Here is a 23,930-nt window from a genome sequence, read left to right as displayed (position 1 = left end):
CGTGTACATCGAAAAATACCGTTTACAACCCTTCATCCAAAACCTGCGACAGCATGTCCACGAAGAAATCCACGCTCTGACGCGAGGTCACCATCGGCGGTTTGATCTTGAGGATGTTCAGGTAATCGCCGGTCGGCTGCATGAAGATCCCCAGTTCGCGCAACCGATCACACAGCGCCGTGGTTTCTTCGGTCGCCGGTTCCAGGGTTTCGCGATTGCGGATCAACTCGACGCCCAGATAGAAGCCGGAACCATGCACCGCGCCCACCAGCGGATGAATATCGATCAGCGCTTCAAGCCGTTCCTTGAAATACCCGCCAACGACCTGAGCGTTTTCCCAGAGCTTTTCTTCTTCCATCACATCCAGCACCGCCATGCCAATCTGGCAACTGACCGGGCTGCCGCCGGCCGACGAGAAGAAGTAACCCTCGGCCTCCAGCGCTTCGGCGATTTCCCGGCGAGTGATCACCGCGCCCAACGGCTGGCCGTTGCCCATGCCTTTGGCCATGGTGATGATGTCTGGCACCACGCCCTGCTCTTCGAAACCCCAGAAAAAGTTGCCCATGCGGCCGTAACCGACCTGCACTTCATCGGCGATGCAGACACCGCCCTGGGCACGAACCAGTGCATAAACCTGCTTCAAATACCCTGGCGGCAGCGAGATACCGCCGGCATTGCCATACACCGGCTCGCAGATGAAACCGGCCAGTTGACGTTTCTGCTCGGCAATTTTCGCCAGGTTGTGTTCGACGCTGCGCACGTAGTCCGGCGCGCTGCCTGGTCCACGGAATTCGCCGCGATAAGTATTCGGCGCGGTGACTGGATGCACCCAGTCCGGACGGCTGCTCAAAGCCTTCGGGTTGTCGGCAATCGAGGTCGAGACCGCGTCCGCGCCCACTGTCCAGCCGTGATAGGCCTCCAGCACGCTGAGCATGTCGCGACCGCCGCTGTAGGCCCATGCCAGGCGGATTGCCAGGTCGTTGGCCTCGCTGCCGCTGTTGACCAGGAACACTCGGTCCATGGAGTCCGGCGACAGTTTCAGCAAACGCTCGGAAAACTCGGCAATCGCTGCGTAGTTAAAACGCGAGTTGGTATTGAGCAGCGACCACTGACGACTGGCGACCGCGGCCATGCGCGGATGACCGTGGCCAAGCACCGCAACGTTGTTGAGCATGTCGAGGTAGGAGCGACCCTGCATGTCGATCAAGTGATTGCGCCAGCCACGTTCGATGCGCGGCGGATCGACGTAATAGTGCTTCTGGGTACGGGCGAAACTGGCATCACGGCGCGCAAGCAACGTCTGCGAATCGAGTTCCACTTCGGCGTCACAGGCCAGCCCCAACAGCACCGCCGGCGACGGGCACAACGCTTGCCAGGCCGCGGCACGAGACGGCGTACAAAACAAGGGCGCATTGAACGAGGCGCCTCGGCACAACTGCACCACCAATGGCCCGTTGACTGAACCCAACACCTGACCTTTGACCAGCGCTGCGCCCGTGTGCAGCGACGGCGTCACGCCCCACAACCGCACACTCAGTTGCGGGCCATCCAATTGCAGCACGCCTGCCGCCGGCTGATGCACCACCCCGGCAAACGGTGACTCGACCGCCGTGCCGTGGGGCACTCGCAATTCGACGTGCAATGGGCACGTGTCCGGCTCCGTGGCGCTGTCCGGCCGGGTACGGGACAAGCGATATTGCCCATAACGACTGGCCGCCAGACCATGAGCCGCGGCGGCTTCGGTCAGCAGACGTTGATCGATCCCCTCCTGCTCCCAGTTGCCGGCCTCAAAATGCGGACTGAGCACGCCCAAATCGATCAACGCAAACTCACGCCCCACCAGGCTCGGCAGCAGCGGCGCGAAACCTTCGCTACCGATGCTCGGCAGGTTCTGGCCGACCGAGGTCAGGATCGCCGCTTCCATCAACGCCAACGGCACTGATGTAGCGACGCGGAAAATCTCCCACTCGTGGGTGAGATTGTCGCGGCTGTACGCGTTGCCAGGATCGATGCTGACCTGCTGTTCACCGCTGAGCACCAACACCGCCGCACGGGCGACGATCAGCGGCCAGAGCGCCAGTAACTCTTCATGCGTGAGCGGATTGACAGCGTGATAGGCCTGAACCGCCGGCAAAATGTAGAACGGATCGCCATCAGCGTGGTGCAGCAGCGCCGCGCAGGTCACCGACAGATCAGTAATGCGCCAGGTACGAACCAGGTCGCCGAAATCGATCACGCCCTGCAATTGCCACTGGCGTTGCGAATCTCGCTGCCACACCACGTTGTCGTCGGTGATATCCATGTGAATGGCCTGCACCGGCAGCTTATCCACAAGCGGCTGCAAATGACGCTCGGCCCGTTCAGCCGCATCGGCGATCAGCCGGCGTTGCTGGTCGTCGTTGATGACCGGCAACAAATGCGCGATCAGCGCGTTGGCGTGACGGGCGTCCCATTGAAGGGTGCGTTCGAGGCCCGGATGATCGAAACCGGCCAGGGCCAGGTCCATTTCACCGCAGAGCCGACCGAAACCGGCCACCACTGAACCGGGCAGATGATCCAGGTGTGTGAGCGACTGGCCTTCGATGTAATCGAGCAGGCGCACATGCACCGGTTGGCCCCCGACTTCCAGGGAAAGTAGGTCTGCACCGTTTTTGGCGGGAATCACTCGTGGCACATGCACATCGGGGTGTTCACCCAAATGCTTGAGCCCGGCGTGCTGGGCGTGCAGCTCCAGCGCCGAGTAGTCGCCACGACAGATTTTCAGGACAAAACGCCCCTGGTCGCTGTCGACCCGATAGTTAAGATCCTGCTGGCTGCCGAGGGCCTGCAACCTTCCACTCAGCCCGTAATGTCCCTTCAACAGCTCAAGCGCTTGCTCCGCAGACACTTGCGGGCTGGGCAAACTGGCGCGATGAATCAACGTGGCGAGCGGCATACAACGACCCCTGAAATTTTATTAGGCGCTTATATCGCCACTGCTTGGGGCGATACGCAACCCCCTTTCAAGCCAGCGACCTCTCTATTGAATTTTCCTACGCCCATCCCGGATTACCTTCCGCTGAAGGGGGGGGAACAAACTACAGCGGCTGTACTCAAAGAATGCGCCCAGCAGAAGATCCACGTAGCCCTTCTGACAAGGCCTTTTTTCATCGTGGATGATGAAATTTTTGTTCACGTCAATAAAGAAAGAGGGACAGTGTCTATAGTCCAAGCACCGGTACTTCGGTGAGGTGAATGTAGCGAACGATGGCTCGTATTAAGACCATTGGAGATACAAAGCCTTCAGCGCCTTGCGCGTCGAAAACCTCAAACTTTCAGGACTGCACTTCCAGAGTTTGATTACCGTGAACCACGGTTCACTCGCGCCCGCCGCTACTTTGCGCAAGAATGACGCCCATCAACGCCTATTGCTGGAGAAAGACCATGAAAGTAGTCACCACCGACCTTCCCGGTGTTCTGATCATCGAACCCAGGGTATTTGGTGACGAGCGCGGTTTCTTCTATGAAAGCTTCAATGCCAAGGCTTTCAAAGAAGCGACTGGCCTGGAGACGAATTTCGTTCAAGACAACCATTCCCGCTCGCAAAAAGGCGTATTGCGCGGCCTGCATTACCAACTGGAAAACACTCAGGGCAAACTGGTTCGCGTCACAGTGGGTGAAGTACTCGACGTGGCGGTGGACATTCGCCGCAGCTCGCCACATTTCGGCAAATGGGTGGCTGTGCGTCTGTCCGCCGACAACCATCGTCAAATGTGGGTCCCGGAGGGTTTCGCCCACGGTTTCGTGGTGCTGAGCGAGTTCGCCGAATTTCTCTACAAAACCACCGACTACTACACACCGTCCGCCGAGCGCAGCATTCGCTGGGACGATCCGGACCTGGCCATCGATTGGCAACTGGATGAAGCACCGCAACTGTCCGGTAAAGATCAGGCCGCCGCGTTCTTCAAGGACGCTGACGTCTTTTCCTGAAACATCGTCTGAATCTTCACCGCACATGCGTGCCAGACCCACGGGTACGCAGACTGCACCCGCAAGCCTAGGCATAATGCGCCTGTACCCACAGGCGCTCGATGCTCATGACTCCAACCCTCCCCCGCAGACCCCGCTGGCGCAGCCTGGCCCTGCTCGCACTGTGCCTGGCGCCATTGCTGTGGCCGCTGGAGCATCTGGCCGAGCGTTACTACCGCAGCGAACTGGCCGGGCAGAACCGTCAGACGCTCGACCTTTACGTCGCCAACCTGCTGGGTACCCTGCACCGTTATGAAGTGTTGCCGCAAATCCTCGGCGATCTGCCGGCCCTGCGAGCCGTCCTCGGCGCGCCCGACGATGGCGTCACCCAGGGCAACGCCAATCGCTTGTTGAAAAATATCAGTGCCCAGACCGGCGCCGAAGTCATGTACCTGATGGACACCACGGGCAAGACCCTGGCCGCGTCCAATTGGGACAAACACGACAGTTTCGTCGGGCGTAATTTTTCCTTCCGGCCGTATTTCAGCGAAGCCATGGCCGGGCGGCTTGGGCGCTTTTTCGGTTTGGGCACAACCTCGGCCAAGCGTGGCTATTTCTTCGCCGCCGCCGTGCGTAACGGCGAAAAGATCATCGGCGTGCTGGTGGTCAAGGTCGACCTGGACCACACCGAAAGCCTCTGGGGCAAAACCCCGGAACAACTGCTGCTGACCGACCATAACGGGGTGGTCATTCTCACGTCGCGGCCCGAGTGGCGATTCCGCTCGACCCGCCCGTTGGGCGAAGAGGAACGTAAGGCTATTACTGCGATTCAACCTTATCCGACCCGTGATCCCAAACCATTGCGGCTCAACCCCAACGCCTGGCTGACACAAACCCAGCCCATCGCAGAAACCGGTTGGAATGTCAGCATCCTCGCCCCACGCACTTTGATCGATCGCCCGGTACGCACGGTCGTCGCCATCGGCGGCGCGACATTGTTGGTCTTGATGTTGCTGCTGGGTCTGATGATGCAGCGACGCCGTCATTACCTCGAACGAATCGCCTTCGAAGCCAAGGCCCGTCAGGAGCTGGAAGGCCGGGTAGCCGAGCGGACCAGCGACCTCGAAGGCCTCAACCGTCGACTGAAACAGGAAGTGCTGGAACGCGAACAAGCCCAGCAAGAATTGGTACGCGCCCAGGATGATCTGGTGCAGGCCGGCAAACTGTCGGCCCTTGGCACCATGTCAGCAAGCATCAGCCACGAATTGAATCAACCGCTGGCAGCGATCCGCAGCTACGCGGAAAACGCCGAAGTGCTGCTCGACCATCAGCGCACCGACGATGCGCGCGGCAACCTCAAGCTGATCAGCGAACTGACCGGGCGCATGGCCTCGATCATCGCCCACCTGCGCGCCTTCGCTCGGCGCGATCGCCACGCCCCGGAAAGCGTCGCCCTGCAACCGGCGCTGGACGATGCGCTGGCGCTGCTGGCCAAGCGTCGACGCAGCATGGAAGTCGAGCTGATCCGCGACTTGCCGGCCGCCACCCTGTGGGTCGAGGCCGGGGAAACCCGTCTGCGTCAGGTGCTCGGCAATCTGCTGGCCAACGCCTTGGACGCCCTGACGGAAAAAGGCCCGCCGCGTAAGCTCTGGTTGAGTGCCCAATCCACTGCCGACGGCGTCAATCTGTACATTCGCGACAATGGCCCCGGGTTCTGCCTGGAGGCACTTGGCCGCGCCAGCGAGCCCTTCTACACCACCAAGACCCGCACTCAGGGGCTTGGGTTGGGGCTGGCGATTTGCGAAACCCTGATGCGTGCCTTCGGTGGTGAACTGTCGTTCGCCAACCACAAGGAAGGTGGCGCCCTGATTACCCTGAAGCTGCGTGCAGGCGCACCGGGTGTGAGCCTGCAACCGTCCGAGGACCGAAGTGCATGACCATCGACAACCGCATCCAGGTCGTGCTGATCGACGACGATCCGCACCTGCGTCAAGCCCTGAGCCAGACCCTGGACCTCGCCGGCCTGAAAATTCTGCCACTGGCCGAAGCCAAGGGCCTGGCCGCGCAACTGGAACGCGACTGGCCCGGCGTGGTGGTCAGTGACATCCGCATGCCGGGCATGGACGGTCTCGAATTGCTGACTGAACTGCATGCCCAGGATCCGGAACTGCCGGTGCTGCTGATTACCGGTCACGGCGATGTGCCGCTGGCGGTGCAGGCCATGCGCGCCGGGGCTTATGACTTTCTGGAAAAACCCTTTGCCAGCGACGCCTTGCTCGACAGCGTGCGCCGCGCCCTGGCCCTGCGCCGGCTGGTGCTGGACAACCGCAGCCTGCGTCTGGCCCTGAGCGATCGCAATGAGCTGAGCACCCGATTGGTCGGGCAATCGGCGCCGATGCTGCGCCTGCGCGAGCAGATCGGTGCATTGGCAGCGACCAAGGCCGATGTGCTGATCCTTGGCGAAACCGGCGCCGGTAAAGAAGTTGTCGCACGTGCGTTGCACGATCTGTCGAGCCGTCGTAACGGTCCGTTTGTAGCAATCAACGCCGGCGCCCTGGCCGAGTCGGTGGTAGAAAGCGAGCTGTTCGGTCACGAGCCAGGCGCCTTTACCGGCGCGCAAAAGCGTCGCATCGGCAAGTTCGAATTCGCCAATGGCGGCACGTTGTTCCTGGATGAAATCGAAAGCATGAGCCTGGATGTACAGGTGAAATTGCTGCGCTTGCTGCAAGAGCGGGTCGTCGAGCGCCTGGGCGGCAATCAGCTGATCCCGCTGGACATCCGCATCATCGCCGCGACCAAGGAAGACCTGCGTCAATCCGCCGATCAGGGCCGCTTCCGTGCCGACTTGTATTACCGCCTGAACGTCGCACCGCTGCGTATTCCACCGCTGCGCGAGCGTGGCGAAGATGCGCTGATGCTGTTCCAGCATTTCGCCGATGAAGCCAGCGCTCGCCACGGCCTACCACCCCACGAGTTGCAACCGGGACAACGCGCCCTTCTGCTGCGCCACACCTGGCCGGGTAACGTGCGGGAATTGCAGAACGCCGCCGAACGCTTTGCCCTGGGCCTGGAACTGGCCCTGGACAATAACGCAGCAGATGGCGCTGTCGGCATGACGGTCGACGTGGTCAGCGGCGGTCTCAGCGAACAAGTGGAAAACTTCGAGAAGAGCTTGATCGCCGCCGAACTGGCGCGTTCTCACAGCTCGGTGCGCAGCCTCGCCGAAGCCCTTGGCATCCCACGCAAGACCTTGCACGACAAACTGCGCAAACACGGGCTGAACTTCGCCGACGGTGGCAGCAGCCACACCGACGACCCCGATTGAGCTACCGTCAAATCATCATCTTCAAACAAGAGATCCGTGCATGAGCCGCGACAGCCGTCATCTGGAATCAGTCCTCCATCGCGACATTCCCCTTACCCGGGACATGGGCCTCAAAGTGCTCGACTGGCACGACCAGCAACTGCGCCTGCACTTGCCGCTGGAGGCCAACGTCAATCATAAAAGCACCATGTTCGGCGGCAGCCTGTATTGCGGCGCGGTGCTGGCCGGTTGGGGTTGGTTGCATCTGCGTTTGCGTGAAGAAGGGGTTGAAGGCGGGCACATCGTGATTCAGGAAGGACAGATCAGCTATCCGCTGCCGGTGACCATGGACGCGACAGCGATTTGCCATGCGCCGAGTGCGGCGGTTTGGAAGAAGTTTTTGGCGATGTATAAGCGGTATGGACGGGCGCGGTTGACACTGCATTCTCGGATCGTAAATACGGACAGTAATGACGATGCCGTGAAGTCTACTGGGCAGTACGTACTCCACCGCTAAAGCAAAAGATCGCAGCCTCGTTTCACTCGACAGCTCCTACAGAGAAACGCATGCCCCTGTAGGAGCTGTCGAGTGAAACGAGGCTGCGATCTTTTGATCTTACGCCCGCGCCAACGCCAGCAGTTTTTCGCGCCAGGCAGCCTTCGCCGGCAGCGCCAGGAAAAATGCATTCAACAACGACTCTCGCGCCGGATAACTAAACGGCGCACCGCTCAAATCCAGCACCTCACCGCCCGCCCCTTCCAGCACGCCTTGCGCCGCCGCCGTGTCCCACTGCGAAGTCGGCGCCAACCGCGGATAACAATCCGCCGCCCCCTCCGCCAACAAACAGAACTTCAGCGAACTGCCGATATTGGCCAATTGCAGCTCACCCAGACTGTCGCTCAACCCGGCCAGCAAGCGCTCCTGCTCAGGACTCGAATGCCGACGACTGGCAACCACGGTAAACGCTTCACCCTCAGCAGGAACCTCGCGAACCTGAATCGGCAAAGGCTCCGCGTCTTTATCGCCACGCCACGCGCCCAGACCCGCACCACCGACGTAGAAGCGTCCGTTGGTCGGCATCGACACCACGCCAAACACCACACGCCCCTGCTCGATCAGCGCGATGTTGACGGTAAATTCTTCGCTACCGGAGATGAACTCCTTGGTTCCGTCCAGCGGGTCCACCAGCCACCAACGCTGCCACCCGGCGCGCACGCTCTGGGGAATGTTGGCATCTTCTTCGGACAGCACCGGGATGCTCGGGTCCAGCGCCGTCAGCCCGGCCAGAATCACATGGTGAGCGGCCATGTCGGCGGCCGTCACCGGGGAATTATCGGATTTTGCAGTCACGGCGACGTTGGCACGCCAAAACGGCAGAATCGCTGCACCGGCTTTCAGCGCCAGTTCAACAACAGGCGCCATCAACGGATGGGGGAAAATCATGGCTGGAACACTCCACGCTGAGTCAGTAGATCACGGGCCAGATACAGTGCTGCCAATGCGCGGCCCTCAGTGAATCGCGGGTTCTGGGCCAGGGCCGACAACTCACGCAGGTTGATTTTGTCCACGCCCATCGGCTCGGGCTCATCGCCTTCAAGGCTTTCTTCGTACAAATCGGTGGCCAACACCACCTGGATCTTCTGGCTCATGTAACCGGGCGACAACGACAACTCAGTCAAATGCTCCAGTTGCCGCGCGCCGTACCCGGCCTCTTCCTTGAGCTCCCGCTCGGCCGCCGCCAGCACGTCCTCGCCCGGCTCGATCAAGCCTTTGGGCAAGGACAGCTCGTATTCATCGGTGCCGCCGCAATACTCTTCAACCAGCACCGCGTGGTCCGCATCCAGCATCGCCACGATCATCACCGCGCCATAACCGGCGCCCTTGCCCACCAGTCGCTCATACGTGCGCTCCACGCCATTGGAAAAGCGCAACTTCAGCTCTTCGACGCAGAACAAACGGCTGGTGGCGACGATCTCGCGGGCGAGGATGGTGGGTTTCTGGCGCATAAGAAGCTCCTTGGCGTGAACGCGTTACTATACAGGCTGATTGAAAGCTGCTGCGCTCGGGATTGCTGCGTCAAAAACAGGCTCGGACGGGTCATTTACAACTCGTAAACTCCCCGTCCTCGCCTGTTTTTTCCTTGCACTCCCTTCGCTCGCGACGCTTTCAAACCAGCCTTTACCCGGCCTATCCTGATTGTTTACGTCGGATATCTTTTTTACCGCTGGAGAAGTTTTTTATGTCCCTGCTGCCCTGGCGCGACATCGACACCGTTCTGTTGGATATGGACGGCACGCTGCTGGACCTGCATTACGACAACCATTTCTGGATGGAACACCTGCCCCAGCGTTACGCCGAATTGCACGGGGTGAGTCGGGCCATGGCCGAGATGGAATTGCAGCCGTTGTTCGAACGCAACGCCGGCCAGTTGCAGTGGTATTGCCTGGATTTCTGGAGCGCCGAGCTCAAACTGCCGGTGCGCGAACTGAAACTGGAAACCGCGCACCTGATCGCCTTGCGACCGGACGCGGACACCTTTCTGGCCGCCATCAAACAGGCCGGCAAGCGCGTGGTGCTAATCACCAATGCACACCGCGATTCGCTGTCATTGAAACTGGAAAGAATCGAACTGGCGCCGTACTTCGAGCGGTTGATCAGTTCCCACGATTACGGGTTCGCCAAGGAAAACCCGCAATTCTGGGATGCCCTGCAGGCGGACATCGGCTTCGACCCGGCGCGCAGTCTGTTTATCGACGACACCTTGCCAATTCTGCGTAGCGCCCGCGACTTTGGGGTTGCGCATCTATTGGCCGTGAGCGAACCGGACAGCCGCAAAGGGCCCAAAGACACCGCAGAGTTTGCGGCGGTGGGGGATTATCGAGAATTGATCGAAGGCCTTTAGAACTGTCTGTAAACGAAAAAAGCCGCCGCGCTGACCGCCAAAGGCCAGCCCGCAGGCTCCCGCCTATGCAAAAAGCTCACTAGCTTAACCCTACTCCCGCGCTCGATACATGTCCTGAACGCTAACTATAAACTGCACATAAAAGCATTTTCGAACGCCTATTAAGGATCAAGAATCGTCACGGTAAATAAGTTACTGCGTCAGGGGCACGTATGCGCTGCCGTAGCTTGGTCGCTTCCACGCAGGGGAGTCGCGCGCACCTAAAAGGAGCAAATCCTCCAGAGGCAGCGCTCGGCGTCAGTTCCAGCGGTCCCAATGGCAGTAACTCAGATACAGGGAAAATAGACAGACTCTGGAGTTATCCGTGAAGCACATCCAACATCCTCGTAAGGCCCCCACCCAGACTCGTTCGAAAATGATGGTCGAGGCCATCCTCGAAACCACTGCCAACGTGGTGGTCAAACATGGCTATGCCGGGACCAATACCAACCTGGTCGCGCAGCTGGCCGGCGTCAGCGTCGGATCGGTCTATCAGTATTTCCCCAACAAAGACTCACTGATAGCCGCCCTGCACTATCGCAAGGTCAAGGCCACTCACGAAGCCATCCAAGGCCTTCTGACCCGCTCAGACATCTCCAGCCTGCAAGGGCATATCGAGCACTTGGTACGAGCCTTCCTGACCCCACATACGAAGGAGCCGGAGCTGCATCGACTGCTGGAGCAAGAGTTCTCGTTCTTGAATGATCAGACGACCGAGGATGCGTATAAAGCGGAAATCCCGCTAATGGTGCAGGACCTGCTGGGGCGCTGGGCCGACCAACTGGTGCAAAACGATATCCAGCTGGCCGCCTGGCTAGTGACCCGGATGATCAGGTCACTGATACATGCCTATGTGATCGAATGCCCCGATTTTTGCCCCAAGGCTATCGAAAAAGCCATCTGCGACTCAGTCATGGGCTATCTGTGCGGGACAGCCAACAACACTTCGCTACTGGTTTCCCGCGCGCGACGGATTGCAAAAAACCGCACCAACGCCCGCATGGCGCACTCATGCGCCCCCGCGGCGTAACGCCTGCACCGCGCACAATTGCTCATAACGATTGAGCAGTCGCCTGGATTGTAGATAGCTTGGCACCTCAACAATTAGCCCATCCACTTCTGCCCGCACCTTACCGCCACTGGCAGCCTGTTCGAAGGCCTCGATCTGGCGAACTGACAACTCGGCATCGGCACTTGTCGGTGTCAGATAGCGATTGGCAACGGCCACGTGATCCGGATTGACCACACCTTTTGCCTGATAACCGATAGAGCGCGCAACGCGCATGTCCGCTTCGGCGCCCTCGTCATCAGCAAAGGTATAGGGCGAATCAATCGCCAGGACTCCGGCAGCAGCGCATTCAAGGAGAAAACGGGATCGGGGATAGAACAGCTCGGTCCCTTCTCTACTGCGCCCGGCACCGAGGTCAGCGACCATATCTTCAGTCGCTACCAGCATTCCCTTGATTCGCGGGCTCGAATGCGCGATATCGATCGCTCGCACCACACCCAGGGCGGTTTCGATGTTCGGGACAATCAGCGTTGAGCCCTGCTTGATCGAAAGCATCGACTCCAGCCGGGTAATTTGCTGGTCCAACTCGATCATCTGTTCAGTGGATTCGACTTTCGACATCATGATGATTGCCGGCCGGCCGACCATAACCGCACTTAGATCATCATGGCCGCACGTTTCGAAGGGATTGATGCGCACCGAAGTGATACGCCCGCACTCGCGCCAATGGTCCATGACTCTCGCCGATAATGCGCGGGCCTCTGCGCGCCTGGCCGGCGGCGTGAAATCTTCCAGCTCCTGTACCAGGACATCGGCACCCGTTTGCAGTGCCGCATGCAGCGCGACCTCTTCTGCGCCTGGTACAAACAAGAACGTACGGCATAGCGCCAACGGGTTTTCGGGGGACATAGCCATAGCATCTTCCTGATGATCTGTTGGGTTGAGAGAGGAAAAAATACGAGGTACTTCTAGAGCATGGTCAGGCCGCCATCCACCGGAATAGTCACACCACTGACAAATGAGGCCTTGCCGGACAACAACCACGCGATAACCTCGGCGGCTTCGTTCGCCGAGCCTTCACGACGCAATGCGGTCATCTCATGCAAACGCTGCAACTGGCCATCCTGACGAGTGGTGTCATCGAGCATCGGGGTACGAATCACGGCGGGGGCGACACAATTGACGTTAATACCTCGAGGGCCCAATTCGCGGGCAAGGCCCTTGGTCATGGTCACCACCGCGCCCTTGCTGGCGGCATAGGCCAGAGTCCCGGCCAAGCCACCACCGCGCAGCCCGGCGACACTGGCCACAGTGCAGATGCGAGCACCCGGGCTCATTCGCGGCACAGCCAATTGCACGACACTGAAGGTGCCGATCAGGTTGATATCCATCAGTGTTCGGAAACGCGCAGCCGTGAGCGAATCAAAAGGTGAGGTATCGACTACCCCGGCACAGGTTGCCAGGGCGTCTATCCGACCCTGCCAATCATCGATCTGCTGGAACACCCGAGCCAGCGCCTGCTCGTTACAGACATCGGCAACAAACCCGCGGTGCTGGCTACCCAGCCCACCGATCGCTTCCTCCAGCCCCTGCGCATTCATGTCCAGGCCTGCGACCAAAAATCCCAACTGGTGCAAGTGTCGTGCAGTGGCTGCGCCAATGCCGCTGGCGGCGCCAGTCACTACGGCCACGGGTTGTGATGAAGACATCTGAGCGGGACTCCTTGAGCATTCCGTTGCGGGTCGGCGTGAGCCTTGATCAGGTACCCACCCACTCGACTGGACGAGCCAGAACGAGCGCTTATGCTAAAAGAACCCGGACAGCCTCACTACTCGCATGCCAAACAGACAGCCCATGGTTAATACAGCAGTCTAAAGCGACTTATTACTCGCATTTATTTCTACTCGGTCGTTAATGTGTATTGTCCGACAATAGGAATACAACAGCGTTTCTGAAAATGCGAGTACGCCAGCCTTATACGGACTGAAGTTGCTCTTCTGTTTACGCACCCCTCAGATGAAATAAGACCGAGAACAGCGACTCTGCGCTACCTATCGATAGGTCCGCGCTCGCCAAGTTGGAAGTTTCGTCAGTCTTTTCGAGCGCAACGGAATGCGAGTAGCCACACTAATACCTGTGCCGTAGCATGAGTAACAAGTTGTGACAAGCGCTGAGAGCGCCTAGAACTATTAGTCATCAAAGCGTCATAAAGTTCAACGCTTTGATGAACACACCAACGCTTCTCGCCAGCACAACTCAGATGTCTCACTAAGCCAAGAGGGTACTGCAATGGGCAACAATGGATTTGATACCGTCATCGAAGTTAAATATCGCGACACCGACTCGATGGGTCATGTAAGCAGCCCTGTTTACTACGACTACTTGCAGCACGCTTACCTGAGCTACATGCACAACCTGCTGAACCTGCCGAAGGATCAAAAGCTTCCGCACATCATGGTCAAGACCTCCTGCGAATATGTTAAGCCAGCGGTCTATGGCAACATCGTGACTGTCACCAGCCGTGTTATCGAGTTCGGCAACAAGAGCTTCGAGATGGAGCACATCATGCACCTTAGCGATGCAGGGAAAACCACTGTCGCTAAAGGCCTGTCCAAACATGTGATGTTCGACTACGCGGGCAATCGCACCATCACCGTCCCCGACGAATTCAAAAACCAGGTTCTGGCCTTCCAGGAGTAGTGATCGAAACCCGACCACGACTCGAACAATGATCGCTGGCCGATGCCACCAGGCCGGCGTCTAGGGTGTATTGATAGGTAACGCAAATATGCTGCTGTCCTGGACTACCGAACAACGAAGCCTGCTCGAGAAATACCGTGAAATCGGCGGGCAACTGGCAAGTGCAAACAAAGGCACACCGGTTGGGTTTGACCATGCCGGTTGGAGCCGCCTCTGCGAGGAGGGACTATGGAAACTGGTAATTCCATCCAGTCACGGCGGCACGGGAGAAGACTGGTGGGGCTTCACTGCAGCGCTTGAAGGGCTGGCCTCTTCGATCCGCACACCAGAGCTGCTGCTCTCGGTCATCGCTCAGGCCGGTATGGTTCGGGCGTTGATGCTGTATGGCAGCGAAAGCCAGAAGGACCGATACCTTCAGGCGATTCTCAACGGCGCAATCAGCGCCACCGGGATCGCCGAACCTGGCACCGGTACCGACGTCAGAAGCATCGACAGCACGCTCAGCCCTACCGCCGACGGCTACAGCCTGACCGGCAGCAAATACAATATCGCTCACGCACCGATCGCCGACTTCATGCTGATCGTGACCAAACTGGCCGATATGCCAAAGCACAATATCGCGCTGGTCCTGCTCGACGGCGACATGCAAGGCCTGAGCAGAGGCGAGCCGGATGACAAGCTCGGCAACAAGAATCTACCTACCGGCCCGCTGTACTTCGACAACGTTCAGGTACAGGCTTGCCAAGTACTGGGCAAAGCCGGTCGCGGCCTGCAACAACTGATCGACATTATTTCTTTGGGCCGACTTTATTACGGTCTGGTGGCAGTCAACCTGCCAACGCCTTATGTTGCCGAGGCCGTGCGCTACGCCGCCGAGCGACAAAGCTTCAATAGTTCAATCGACAGCCACCAATATGTACAAAAGCGCCTGATCAATATGACCATTGGCATGGAGCGCAATCGCTGGATGGTCTATGCCGCGCTGTACCAACTTCTTAATGGTCATCCCCAGGCGTTGATGAGTTGTTCCATCGCTAAACTTACCAGTGCCCAAGACTTGATAGAAACTGCACTAAGTCTGGTAAAACTGTATGGCAGTATCGGCTATCACGAAGGTGGCATCGCTACCTTTGTTAAAGATGCTCTGGGCTTTGCCAGTGTCGGCGGCACAGAAGAAATGCATCAAAAAAATATATTCAATCAAATGCTTCGACTGGCATCCCATACAGAATAACAAAACAGCAATGCAGCCAACTTAATAGCCGGTTGATCCTGCGCACTCTAAACAGTGTGCTGTCGGCTTTAGGTTGAGCTGTGACGCCTTATCGAATGCATAACACTGCGTGCGACGTTGTATCAGCCTCACTGCGTGGTTAACGGCCGCGTGCCGGTACAACCAATTGCATCAATGATGAGTGGCTTGAGATGAATAGCGAGAACATTCTTTTCTCTGTGGATCAAGGTGTCGCTGTCGTGGTTCTGAATCGTCCGGACCAATTCAACAGCTTTACCGCAGACATGCACGAGCAACTGCGCCAAGCGTTGGCTCTGGTTCGGCAAGATCCAGGTATTCGCGCCCTGTTGCTGACCGGCAAAGGCCGGGCGTTTTGCGCCGGGCAGGATCTGGCGTCGTTGCAGATAAATCCTGACGGAACACCAGCAAACCTGGGCGACCTGCTCGAGCATGACTACAACCCGCTGATCAGAGCCTTGCGTGACCTGCCAATTCCGGTGATCTGCGCCGTCAACGGCGTAGCCGCCGGAGCTGGAGCCAGTATCGCTCTTACCGCCGACCTGGTCATCGCGGCCCGCAGCGCCAGTTTTATTCAGGCCTTCGGCAAGGTTGGCCTGATACCCGATTCAGGCGTCAGCTGGGTACTTCCACGCCTGATCGGCAGCGCTCGAGCCAAAGCGCTGTTTATGTTGGGCGAGCGCATCAGCGCCGAGCAAGCACAACAGTGGGGAATGATCTGGCGTTGCGTAGATGACAGTGAGCTTGCAGACGAAGCGCTGCTGCTGGCTAGGCACCTTGCCACGCAACCGACCTACGCTCTCGGTCTGCTCAAGCGCTGCATGGATTTAAGCCAGCAACACAGCCTGGATCAGCAGCTTGAAACGGAACGCGAGTTGCAGACGCTGGCAGGGCAAAGCGAGGACTTCAGTGAAGGCCTCAACGCTTTTATCGAGAAGCGCAGCACTCACTTCAAGGGTCGTTGAAAATGGACGCAATCGCACGTTTGGACACTGCGGTCAGACCGCTGCTCAATACTCACGATGACGCACTTGAACACGCGTCGATCGACCAACTGCGGCACCACCAGTTGCAACGTTTGCGATGGAGCCTGTCACACGCCTACACCAACGTCCCGTGGCATCGCCAGCAGTTCCATGATTTGGGGGTTCACCCTTACGACCTGAACAACCTGGAAGATCTGGCACGCTTCCCGTTGACCAGCAAAGCCGAGCTGCGCGAGCACTACCCTTTCGGGCTGTTCGCCGTGCCCATGGAGCAAGTGGTTCGTCTGCACGCCTCCAGTGGCACCACCGGCAAACCGACAGTGGTCGGTTACACCCGCAACGACATCGATGTCTGGGCCTCACTGGTGGCCCGCTCGATTCGCGTGGCGGGCGGGCACAGCGGCGACCGTATTCACATTGCCTACGGTTACGGCCTGTTCACCGGTGGCCTGGGCGCACATTACGGTGCGGAGAAACTCGGCTGCACGGTTATCCCGATGTCTGGCGGGCAGACCGCTCGACAAGTCCAACTGATCCAGGATTTCCGTCCCGACATCATCATGGTCACGCCGTCTTACATGCTCAACATCGCCGAAGAAATCGAGCGTCAGGGTATCGCCACCGAAGATCTGTCACTGCGGGTCGGCATCTTTGGTGCAGAGCCGTGGAGCGCGCAGATGCGGAGCGAGCTGGAACAACGGCTCGGCATTCAGGCACTGGATATCTATGGATTGTCCGAGCTGATGGGACCGGGCGTTGCCATGGAATGCCTGGACACCAAAGACGGCCCGACACTTTGGGAAGACCATTTCTACCCTGAAATCATCGACCCCGACACCGGCGCGGTATTGCCCGACGGGCAGTTCGGTGAGCTGGTGCTGACCTCGCTCAGCCGCGAGGCACTGCCGATGATTCGTTATCGCACCCGTGACCTGACCCGACTGTTGCCAGGCACCGGTCGAGCCATGCGTCGCCTGGACAAAATCACCGGTCGTAGCGACGACATGCTGATCATCCGCGGGGTCAACGTGTTCCCGACGCAGATCGAGGAACAACTGCTCAAGCAGGCGCCGCTGAGCCCGATCTATGAGCTGCACATCTATCGCAGCGGCAACCTCGACAGCCTTGAAGTGCATGTCGAACTGCGCCCGGAGCACGCCGCGCTGAGCGAGCCTGAGCGGGATGCGCTGTGTCGCGAATTCGGCCATCAGATCAAGGTCCATGTCGGCATCAGCACGCAGATCAAGTTACAGCCCCACCACACGCTCAAGCGCTCGGAAGGAAAGGCTTGCCACGTCTTCGATCGACGCGGCGAGTACTGATTGCGCACCTCACACGTCTTCGACTCACACGAGGAACCGCTCATGCAATCTTCATCGCAAAAGGATTTCGGCTCGACCCACGAGTCTGACGAAGAAGCCGCCTTTATGGAAAAAATCCAGGCTGAAGTGAAAATAGAGCCCGACAACTGGATGCCCGCCGGCTACCGAAAATCACTGATCCGTCAGATATCCCAACATGCCCACTCGGAAATCGTCGGCATGCTCCCGGAAGGCAATTGGGTCACCCGCGCGCCAACGTTCAAACGCAAGCTGCAACTCATGGCGAAAATCCAGGATGAAGCCGGTCATGGCCTGTACCTGTATTGCGCCGCAGAAACACTCGGCGCCGACCGCGACCAGGAGATCGCCCGCTTGCATGCCGGGCAAGCCAAGTACTCGAGCATTTTCAACTACCCAACGCCGAGCTGGGCCGATGTCGGCACCATCGGCTGGCTGGTCGACGGCGCCGCGATCGTCAATCAGGTAGTCCTGCAACGGACCTCCTACGGCCCCTATGCACGGGCCATGGTGCGGATCTGCAAAGAAGAAAGTTTCCATCAGCGCCAAGGCTACGAGCTGCTGTTGGTGATGATGAAACAAGGCACAGAGGCACAGAAGGCAATGGTTCAGGATTCAATCAATCGCTTCTGGTGGCCGGTGCTGATGATGTTCGGGCCAAGTGACGCGCACTCGCCCAACAGCGCGCAATCGATGGCCTGGAAGATCAAACGCAACAGTAACGACGAGCTGCGTCAGCGATTCATTGACCAGACCATCGCGCAACTGGAATTCCTCGGTTGCACAGTCCCGGACCCGGACCTTAAGTGGAACGCCGGACGCGGTCACTACGACTTCGGTGAGATCCAGTGGGATGAGTTCTACCACGTACTCGAAGGTAATGGTCCCTGCAATCAAGAGCGCCTGGATACCCGCCGCCAAGCCTTCGAAGAAGGTAGCTGGGTACGCCAGGCGGCAGCCGCCCACGCTCGCAAACAGCAAGAAAAAAACCGAGAGGCCGTGCATGTCTGAATGGTCGCTGTATGAGGTCTTCGTGCGCAGCAAGCACGGCCTCAACCACAAACATGTTGGCAGCGTGCACGCCACCGATGCGCGCATGGCCATCGAAAACGCTCGCGAGCTCTACACCCGGCGCAATGAGGGAATCAGCCTGTGGGTGGTCGCGGCGGACCAGATCACCGCCTCCAACCCGCAAGACAAGGAGATGCTGTTCGAACCGTCTCAGGACAAGGTTTATCGGCACGCCAGTTTTTATGAGCTGCCCGACGAAGTGGGGCATATGTGAGCCAGATAATGAATCAAACCGACGAGCTAATCGACTATCTGCTGCAAATGGGTGACAGCGCATTGATCACCGGCCAGCGCCTGTGCGAGCTGTGCGGGCATGCCCCGGCCATTGAGGAAGAACTGGCGCTGATGAATGTCGGCCTCGACCTGGTCGGCCAGGCTCGCAACTGGCTGGAGTACGCTGCCGAGCTGCTCAATGACGGGCGCAATGCCGACCGCTTGGCGTTCCTGCGCGGTGAACATCTGTATCGCAATCTGCTGTTGGTCGAACAGCCCAACGGAGACTATGCGCAAACCTGCGTGCGCCAATTTCTGTATGACGCCTGGCACTTTCATCGGCTGCAGGGTTTGCAGAACTCCAGCGACAAGATGGTCGCCGCTATCGCCAACAAAGCCCTGAAAGAAGTTACCTACCACCTGCGCCGCTCCAGCGAGTGGATGCTGCGCTTGGGCGACGGCACCGACTACAGCCATCAACGGATGCAGAGCGCGCTGGATCAGCTGTGGCGCTTCACTCATGAACTGTGCACGGTCAGCGACCGCGAGCAGCGTCAGTATCAAGTCGGTTTGAGCAGCGATCCCCAACTGCAGGTGAACGCCTGGCGCGAGACCATAGAGGGCATCCTCGCCCGCGCAACCCTGAAGCTGCCGCCGCCTGCGCGCTACTTCTACTTGAGTGGCATCGAGGGACGGCACACGGAAAACCTCGGCCCGCTTTTGGCGACCATGCAGTCTCTACCACGAGCTTACCCAGATGCACGCTGGTGAGCTGATCGCGTCCGACTGGTGTGGTCGTCGGGCGAAGGCCGAGGACCTGCCAAACGCCTGGTCGCTCATGGCACAGGTGATGGACCCGGAAGTGCCGGTGGTCAGCCTGGTCGACCTGGGCATCGTGCGCGACATTCTGTTCCAGGACGGCCGGCTGAAGGTGGTGCTGACACCCACCTATTCCGGCTGTCCAGCGACCGAAATGATCGAGCAACGTGTGCGCCAGGCGCTGGAATGCGCAGGCTATGCCACGCCCTATCTGGAACAGCGACTGGCGCCAGCCTGGAGCTCGCAATGGATCACCAACCAGGGCCGGCAACGCCTGCTGGACTACGGCATCGCCCCGCCACAGGAGAAATCCGGCCCGGTGCCCTGCCCGCAATGTGCGAGTCTCGATACCGAAACCGTCAGCGAGTTTGGCTCGACCGCCTGCAAGGCGTTGTACCGGTGCCGCCGTTGCAAAGAGCCCTTCGACTACTTCAAGTGCATTTGAGTCTGTAGCTGACTCAGGAGAAATCCATGAACACCTTTCACCCACTGGAGGTCCGGGACATTCGGCGCGAAACCCGCGATGCGGTTTCGATTCTCTTCAATGTGCCCGGGGCATTGCGCGACACCTTCCAGTTTCAGCAGGGCCAGTACCTCGTACTGCGCACGCAACTGGATGGCGAAGAAATCCGCCGCTCCTACTCGATTTGCAGCGCTCCACATGAAAACGAGCTGCGGGTGGCGGTCAAGCAAGTCAGCGGCGGGCGCTTCTCCGAGTTCGCCAATCAAACGCTGGTCGTCGGCGATTATCTGGACGTCATGGCGCCAAGCGGCAATTTTTTTGTCGAGCTGGACGCGCAACGTCACGGCCGCTATCTGGGCATCGCCGCCGGCAGTGGCATCACGCCTTTGCTGTCGATCATCAAGACCACGCTCGAGCAGGAACCGCATAGTCAGTTCACCTTGCTCTATGGCAATCGCTCCAGTTCCGGGACGCTGTTTCGCGAACAACTGGGAGACCTGAAAGACCGCTATCTGGAACGCCTGAAGCTGATCTTCGTGATGAGCCGCGAGCGCCAGGATGTCGACCTCTATAACGGTCGCCTGGATGGGCAAAAATGCCGGCAATTCTTCACTCGCTGGATCGATGTCGCAGCGTTGGATCATGCGTTTATCTGCGGCCCGCATGCGATGACCATTGAGGTTCAACAAGCGTTGATCGAGCACCAGCTTGACCCCGCACGAGTGCACTGCGAACTGTTCGCCAGCCCATCAGCCGGCCGCAAACAGGCCGTTCGCGAGGCCGCCCCGACAGACACCGTCAGAACCAGCCTGATCACCGTGATCAGCGATGGCAACAGCCTGGCCTTCGAGCTCCCGCGCAACACCCTGAGCATTCTCGACGCCGGCAACCAGAACGGCGCAGAACTACCCTACGCCTGTAAGGCCGGGGTCTGTTCGACCTGCAAGGCCAGGTTGGTCGAAGGTGAAGTGGAGATGGACAGCAACTTCGCCCTTGAAGATTACGAGATCGAAGCAGGCTTCGTTCTCTCATGCCAATGCTTTCCCCTTTCTGATCGAGTAGTGCTGGATTTCGATCAACTTTGAAACCCCACAACAAGAAAACTGTTCCGCTGCTGCAGCACTTTTAGCACCGCCCTTTTCTGGTACCTGCGTGACTAAGCCGCCTTTGAACTGCCTTTAGCGCAGAGAAGACTCGACTCATCAAGGAACTCTGAGGAAAAACGAATCATGGACATGACTATTGGTGATTTTTTATTGCGACGCTTGCGCGAATTCGGCATTCGTCATCTGTTCGGCGTACCCGGGGATTACAACCTGGCATTCCTCGAACAGGTCGAGTACTCGAACGAAATAGAGTTCATCGGCAATTGCAATGAACTCAACGCTGCCTATGCCGCGGACGGCTATGCCCGGACCCAGGGCTTTGGCAGCGTATTGACCACCTATGGCGTCGGCGATCTGAGTGCGCTAAATGGCATCGCCGGCGCCTACGCCGAACGCGTACCGGTGATTCTGATCTCCGGCATGCCGCCCCTGCATGCGATTCTCGACCGCGCGTTGTTGCACCACACGCTGGTCGACGGCAACTACGACAACGTGATGATCACCCTGCGCGAGTTCACAGTGGCGCAAGCCCGCATCACGGTGGAAAACGCTGCAGCGGAAATCGACCGGGTGTTGCTGACCTGTTATCGAGAGCGACGACCGGTTTATCTACAGCTACCGTCGGACCTCGCCACGCTGCAAATCGAAGTGCCTGAGCATCCATTGCAGTTGACCGAAACCCGCAGTGATCCGAACCAACTAAAGGAAGTGGTTGAGCAGATCGTCCAGCGCCTTTCACACGCCAGCACGCCGACGCTACTGGTGGATGCAGATGTCTCGCGTTTTGGTCTGACCGGCCTGGTGCAGAGCCTGGCTGAAACGCTGAATGTGCCATTTGCAACCATGGCACCAGCCAAGGCCATGCTGCCAGAATCGCATCGTCTGTTTCTCGGGACCTACGTCGGCGCTGGTTCGGCTCCGAGCGTACGTGAAGCGATTGAAAACTCAGACTGCGTGATCAGCATCGGCGCTCGATTTACCGACACGAGCACGGGTCTGTTTTCGCAAAAATTCAGAGCCGGCTCGTTGATTCAGCTGCACCCCTATGCCGTATCCCTCAACCGTGTCCACTACACCGCCGTATCGGTGCGCCAAGTGCTGGCGGGCGTTCTTCAGCTGGCCACGAAGCGCCTCCAGGCCTGGCCGATGCGCGAGTTGCGCGAGCAACGTTCAGTCACGCCGTTCGAGCCACAACCGGATGCCAAGCTGAGCCAACTGCGCTTCTGGCAACGCATCAGTCACTTCATAAAACCGGGCGATCTGATCATCGCTGAAAGTGGCACTTCTTCAGCTGGCCTCAACGGTTTGAGCCTGCCGGAAGATGTCACCTTCATTTCCCAGCCGATCTGGGGCGCTATCGGTTTCACTCTGCCGGCCCTGCTCGGCTCGCTAGTGGCCCAACCGCAACGCCGGCAGATGCTGTTCATCGGCGACGGTTCGATCCAGATGACCGTGCAGGAGCTGTCATCGATTCTGCGTCGCGACCTCAAGCCGATTATTTTCCTGATCAACAACGACGGCTATACCATCGAGCGCCTGATACTCGGCGAGAACTCCAGCTACAACGACGTCAACCGCTGGCGTTACGCCGAGCTGCCGTATGTACTGGACACGCGCAATCGCTCTCGACGGCTGATCGTTCACACCGAAGATCAATTGGAGGCCGCTGTCGAACAGGCAGCGACAGCCAACGAGCTGGTGTTTATCGAAGTGATGATGGAGCGGATGGATGCCCCTGAGTCGCTCAAGCGTTTCGCGAAGATGTTTGCCGACTTCGATTTCGGTCCCATTCCCAAAGCGACCGAAACGTTGTCGATGGCAGTCTGAGCCAAAGGCATCGGCGGTGGTCACCGCCCATGCCTTCTTGCCTCCAGTGACCTTCAACGGTCACCCTCTGCATCAGGCGATGGAACGAACCACGCCACCATCGACACGCATCGCCGCACCGGTGGTTGCACTGGCTTGAAGCGACGCCAGATAGACCACCAGATTCGCCACTTCTTCAGTCGTCGCCAAACGCTTGATCAGCGAGCTTGCGCGATGTTGCGCGATGAAACTCTTCTCCAACTGCTCAGACGGCACGCCTTGTTCTTCGGCCATCTGCGCGAAGAAACCGCCGACACCTTCAGAGCGCGTTGGCCCCGGCAGTACCGCGTTGACCGTCACACCGGTGCCGGCCAGCGTTTCCGCCAGGCCACGAGAGATTGCCAGCAGCGCGGTTTTGGTGGTGCCGTAATGGACCATTTCAGCCGGAATCTGCAACGCCGATTCACTGGACAGGAACAACACCCGACCCCAGCCACGTTCAGCCATGACCGGCGCATAGTGACGTGACAGACGCACTGCGCTCATTACGTTGACGTCGAAAAAACGCTGCCAGTCGGCATCGGTAATATCAAAGAAACCCTTGGGCTCGAAGATCCCCAGGTTGTTCACCAGGATGTCGACATTCGATACTTTGGAGAACAGTTCCTGCGCGCCTTCCACGGTTCCCAGATCGGCTGCAAGACCGATCAGCCGAGCACCCGGCAGTCGGCTCAGAATGTGCTCGATAGCCTTGCGCACCCTCTCCTCGCTACGCCCGTTGATGACCACTTCAGCACCCGCCTCGGCCAGACCGAAAGCAATAGCCAGACCAATACCGGCCGTGGAACCACTGACGATCGCGCGCTTTCCGTGCAACGATATGTTCATGCTTACTTCCTCCGATGGATGATGTAACGACACAAAAGGCGGACTCAAGGTCCGCCGTAATTGATTCGAAAAGCCTGGCGCCT

Annotated in this window: 22 protein-coding genes; 16 read left to right on the top strand and 6 right to left on the bottom strand. The window is 58.8% G+C overall.

What is annotated here, in order from left to right; all coding sequences use genetic code 11:
- Positions 1-22 precede the first annotated feature (22 nt).
- A complete protein-coding gene (locus ACMXYH_RS02335; RefSeq protein ID WP_415766173.1) occupies positions 23-2,935 on the bottom strand; it encodes an aminotransferase in 2,913 nt (970 codons plus the stop codon).
- Positions 2,936-3,423: 488 nt separating this feature from the next.
- Between ACMXYH_RS02335 and rfbC the strand changes: the two genes are divergently transcribed.
- From rfbC to ACMXYH_RS02315, 4 genes are all read left to right on the top strand, one after another.
- Positions 3,424-3,969: a dTDP-4-dehydrorhamnose 3,5-epimerase gene (gene rfbC, locus ACMXYH_RS02330; RefSeq protein ID WP_415766171.1), complete on the top strand. Its 546-nt coding sequence runs from the start codon at positions 3,424-3,426 to the stop codon at positions 3,967-3,969.
- 107 nt (positions 3,970-4,076) lie between these two features.
- A complete protein-coding gene (locus ACMXYH_RS02325; protein WP_415766170.1) occupies positions 4,077-5,885 on the top strand; it encodes a sensor histidine kinase in 1,809 nt (602 codons plus the stop codon).
- Entirely contained in the window at positions 5,882-7,273 is a 1,392-nt protein-coding gene (locus ACMXYH_RS02320; RefSeq protein ID WP_415766169.1) for a sigma-54-dependent transcriptional regulator, read from the top strand. Before ACMXYH_RS02325 ends, ACMXYH_RS02320 begins: the two co-directional genes overlap by 4 nt.
- A gap of 40 nt (positions 7,274-7,313) precedes the next feature.
- Positions 7,314-7,769, top strand: coding sequence for a YiiD C-terminal domain-containing protein (locus ACMXYH_RS02315; protein WP_415766168.1), 456 nt, complete (start codon positions 7,314-7,316; stop codon positions 7,767-7,769).
- A gap of 99 nt (positions 7,770-7,868) precedes the next feature.
- Here ACMXYH_RS02315 and cysQ read toward each other — a convergent pair whose 3' ends face one another.
- Both cysQ and nudE read right to left on the bottom strand, forming a co-directional pair.
- Positions 7,869-8,696 (bottom strand): 3'(2'),5'-bisphosphate nucleotidase CysQ, encoded by an 828-nt coding sequence (gene cysQ / locus ACMXYH_RS02310; protein WP_415766167.1) that lies wholly within the window; start codon positions 8,694-8,696, stop codon positions 7,869-7,871.
- Positions 8,693-9,259 (bottom strand): ADP compounds hydrolase NudE, encoded by a 567-nt coding sequence (gene nudE / locus ACMXYH_RS02305; RefSeq protein ID WP_033058385.1) that lies wholly within the window; start codon positions 9,257-9,259, stop codon positions 8,693-8,695. Before nudE ends, cysQ begins: the two co-directional genes overlap by 4 nt.
- Before the next feature lie 233 nt (positions 9,260-9,492).
- Here nudE and yrfG point away from each other — a divergent pair, with 233 nt between their 5' ends.
- Together yrfG and ACMXYH_RS02295 are read left to right on the top strand one after the other, a co-directional pair.
- Positions 9,493-10,155: a GMP/IMP nucleotidase gene (gene yrfG, locus ACMXYH_RS02300; protein ID WP_129439346.1), complete on the top strand. Its 663-nt coding sequence runs from the start codon at positions 9,493-9,495 to the stop codon at positions 10,153-10,155.
- A gap of 364 nt (positions 10,156-10,519) precedes the next feature.
- Positions 10,520-11,224: a TetR/AcrR family transcriptional regulator gene (locus tag ACMXYH_RS02295; RefSeq protein ID WP_129439348.1), complete on the top strand. Its 705-nt coding sequence runs from the start codon at positions 10,520-10,522 to the stop codon at positions 11,222-11,224.
- On the opposite strand, the gene ACMXYH_RS02290 is transcribed toward ACMXYH_RS02295, so the two are convergent.
- Positions 11,204-12,118: an HpcH/HpaI aldolase/citrate lyase family protein gene (locus ACMXYH_RS02290; protein WP_415766166.1), complete on the bottom strand. Its 915-nt coding sequence runs from the start codon at positions 12,116-12,118 to the stop codon at positions 11,204-11,206. The genes ACMXYH_RS02295 and ACMXYH_RS02290 overlap by 21 nt on opposite strands.
- A gap of 53 nt (positions 12,119-12,171) precedes the next feature.
- Positions 12,172-12,912 carry an SDR family NAD(P)-dependent oxidoreductase gene (locus tag ACMXYH_RS02285; protein WP_129439352.1) on the bottom strand — a complete coding sequence of 247 codons (741 nt, stop codon included), beginning with the start codon at positions 12,910-12,912 and terminating at the stop codon, positions 12,172-12,174.
- 580 nt (positions 12,913-13,492) lie between these two features.
- Here ACMXYH_RS02285 and ACMXYH_RS02280 point away from each other — a divergent pair.
- From ACMXYH_RS02280 to ACMXYH_RS02235, 10 genes are all read left to right on the top strand, one after another.
- Positions 13,493-13,903 (top strand): acyl-CoA thioesterase, encoded by a 411-nt coding sequence (locus ACMXYH_RS02280; RefSeq protein ID WP_129439354.1) that lies wholly within the window; start codon positions 13,493-13,495, stop codon positions 13,901-13,903.
- Between the two features lie 88 nt (positions 13,904-13,991).
- Complete coding sequence (locus tag ACMXYH_RS02275) at positions 13,992-15,137, top strand: acyl-CoA dehydrogenase family protein (RefSeq protein ID WP_403139229.1); 1,146 nt, start codon at positions 13,992-13,994, stop codon at positions 15,135-15,137.
- Positions 15,138-15,328: 191 nt separating this feature from the next.
- Entirely contained in the window at positions 15,329-16,120 is a 792-nt protein-coding gene (gene paaG, locus ACMXYH_RS02270; RefSeq protein ID WP_129439358.1) for a 2-(1,2-epoxy-1,2-dihydrophenyl)acetyl-CoA isomerase PaaG, read from the top strand.
- Between the two features lie 2 nt (positions 16,121-16,122).
- Entirely contained in the window at positions 16,123-17,463 is a 1,341-nt protein-coding gene (gene paaK, locus ACMXYH_RS02265; RefSeq protein ID WP_129439360.1) for a phenylacetate--CoA ligase PaaK, read from the top strand.
- A 42-nt stretch (positions 17,464-17,505) separates the two neighbouring features.
- Positions 17,506-18,492 carry a 1,2-phenylacetyl-CoA epoxidase subunit PaaA gene (paaA, locus tag ACMXYH_RS02260; RefSeq protein ID WP_415766165.1) on the top strand — a complete coding sequence of 329 codons (987 nt, stop codon included), beginning with the start codon at positions 17,506-17,508 and terminating at the stop codon, positions 18,490-18,492.
- Positions 18,485-18,766 carry a 1,2-phenylacetyl-CoA epoxidase subunit PaaB gene (paaB, locus tag ACMXYH_RS02255; RefSeq protein WP_129439364.1) on the top strand — a complete coding sequence of 94 codons (282 nt, stop codon included), beginning with the start codon at positions 18,485-18,487 and terminating at the stop codon, positions 18,764-18,766. Before paaA ends, paaB begins: the two co-directional genes overlap by 8 nt.
- A gap of 8 nt (positions 18,767-18,774) precedes the next feature.
- Positions 18,775-19,536, top strand: coding sequence for a 1,2-phenylacetyl-CoA epoxidase subunit PaaC (paaC, locus tag ACMXYH_RS02250; protein WP_415766164.1), 762 nt, complete (start codon positions 18,775-18,777; stop codon positions 19,534-19,536).
- A complete protein-coding gene (gene paaD / locus ACMXYH_RS02245; RefSeq protein WP_129439368.1) occupies positions 19,523-20,029 on the top strand; it encodes a 1,2-phenylacetyl-CoA epoxidase subunit PaaD in 507 nt (168 codons plus the stop codon). Before paaC ends, paaD begins: the two co-directional genes overlap by 14 nt.
- Before the next feature lie 26 nt (positions 20,030-20,055).
- Complete coding sequence (gene paaE, locus ACMXYH_RS02240) at positions 20,056-21,132, top strand: 1,2-phenylacetyl-CoA epoxidase subunit PaaE (protein WP_129439370.1); 1,077 nt, start codon at positions 20,056-20,058, stop codon at positions 21,130-21,132.
- 144 nt (positions 21,133-21,276) lie between these two features.
- Complete coding sequence (locus ACMXYH_RS02235) at positions 21,277-22,980, top strand: alpha-keto acid decarboxylase family protein (RefSeq protein WP_129439372.1); 1,704 nt, start codon at positions 21,277-21,279, stop codon at positions 22,978-22,980.
- 72 nt (positions 22,981-23,052) lie between these two features.
- On the opposite strand, the gene ACMXYH_RS02230 is transcribed toward ACMXYH_RS02235, so the two are convergent.
- Entirely contained in the window at positions 23,053-23,847 is a 795-nt protein-coding gene (locus tag ACMXYH_RS02230; protein WP_347802637.1) for an SDR family NAD(P)-dependent oxidoreductase, read from the bottom strand.
- Positions 23,848-23,930: the final 83 nt, after the last annotated feature.

Source organism: Pseudomonas frigoris (assembly GCF_047758635.1).
In the GTDB taxonomy this organism is placed as follows: domain Bacteria; phylum Pseudomonadota; class Gammaproteobacteria; order Pseudomonadales; family Pseudomonadaceae; genus Aquipseudomonas; species Aquipseudomonas frigoris.
Note: the sequence above shows the minus strand (reverse complement) of the source record. Positions and strands in the feature narration are given on the sequence as shown.

Coding starts and splice junctions, on each gene's coding strand:
- ACMXYH_RS02275 (WP_403139229.1), top strand. CDS start 13,992: ATGCTGCTGTCCTGGACTACCGAACAACGAAGCCTGCTCGAGAAATAC.
- yrfG (WP_129439346.1), top strand. CDS start 9,493: ATGTCCCTGCTGCCCTGGCGCGACATCGACACCGTTCTGTTGGATATG.
- ACMXYH_RS02235 (WP_129439372.1), top strand. CDS start 21,277: ATGGACATGACTATTGGTGATTTTTTATTGCGACGCTTGCGCGAATTC.
- cysQ (WP_415766167.1), bottom strand. CDS start 8,696: ATGATTTTCCCCCATCCGTTGATGGCGCCTGTTGTTGAACTGGCGCTG.
- ACMXYH_RS02230 (WP_347802637.1), bottom strand. CDS start 23,847: ATGAACATATCGTTGCACGGAAAGCGCGCGATCGTCAGTGGTTCCACG.
- paaG (WP_129439358.1), top strand. CDS start 15,329: ATGAATAGCGAGAACATTCTTTTCTCTGTGGATCAAGGTGTCGCTGTC.
- nudE (WP_033058385.1), bottom strand. CDS start 9,259: ATGCGCCAGAAACCCACCATCCTCGCCCGCGAGATCGTCGCCACCAGC.
- paaB (WP_129439364.1), top strand. CDS start 18,485: ATGTCTGAATGGTCGCTGTATGAGGTCTTCGTGCGCAGCAAGCACGGC.
- ACMXYH_RS02320 (WP_415766169.1), top strand. CDS start 5,882: ATGACCATCGACAACCGCATCCAGGTCGTGCTGATCGACGACGATCCG.
- ACMXYH_RS02315 (WP_415766168.1), top strand. CDS start 7,314: ATGAGCCGCGACAGCCGTCATCTGGAATCAGTCCTCCATCGCGACATT.
- ACMXYH_RS02290 (WP_415766166.1), bottom strand. CDS start 12,118: ATGGCTATGTCCCCCGAAAACCCGTTGGCGCTATGCCGTACGTTCTTG.
- paaC (WP_415766164.1), top strand. CDS start 18,775: ATGAATCAAACCGACGAGCTAATCGACTATCTGCTGCAAATGGGTGAC.
- paaE (WP_129439370.1), top strand. CDS start 20,056: ATGAACACCTTTCACCCACTGGAGGTCCGGGACATTCGGCGCGAAACC.
- paaA (WP_415766165.1), top strand. CDS start 17,506: ATGCAATCTTCATCGCAAAAGGATTTCGGCTCGACCCACGAGTCTGAC.
- paaK (WP_129439360.1), top strand. CDS start 16,123: ATGGACGCAATCGCACGTTTGGACACTGCGGTCAGACCGCTGCTCAAT.
- rfbC (WP_415766171.1), top strand. CDS start 3,424: ATGAAAGTAGTCACCACCGACCTTCCCGGTGTTCTGATCATCGAACCC.
- ACMXYH_RS02335 (WP_415766173.1), bottom strand. CDS start 2,935: ATGCCGCTCGCCACGTTGATTCATCGCGCCAGTTTGCCCAGCCCGCAA.
- ACMXYH_RS02280 (WP_129439354.1), top strand. CDS start 13,493: ATGGGCAACAATGGATTTGATACCGTCATCGAAGTTAAATATCGCGAC.
- ACMXYH_RS02325 (WP_415766170.1), top strand. CDS start 4,077: ATGACTCCAACCCTCCCCCGCAGACCCCGCTGGCGCAGCCTGGCCCTG.
- ACMXYH_RS02285 (WP_129439352.1), bottom strand. CDS start 12,912: ATGTCTTCATCACAACCCGTGGCCGTAGTGACTGGCGCCGCCAGCGGC.
- paaD (WP_129439368.1), top strand. CDS start 19,523: ATGCACGCTGGTGAGCTGATCGCGTCCGACTGGTGTGGTCGTCGGGCG.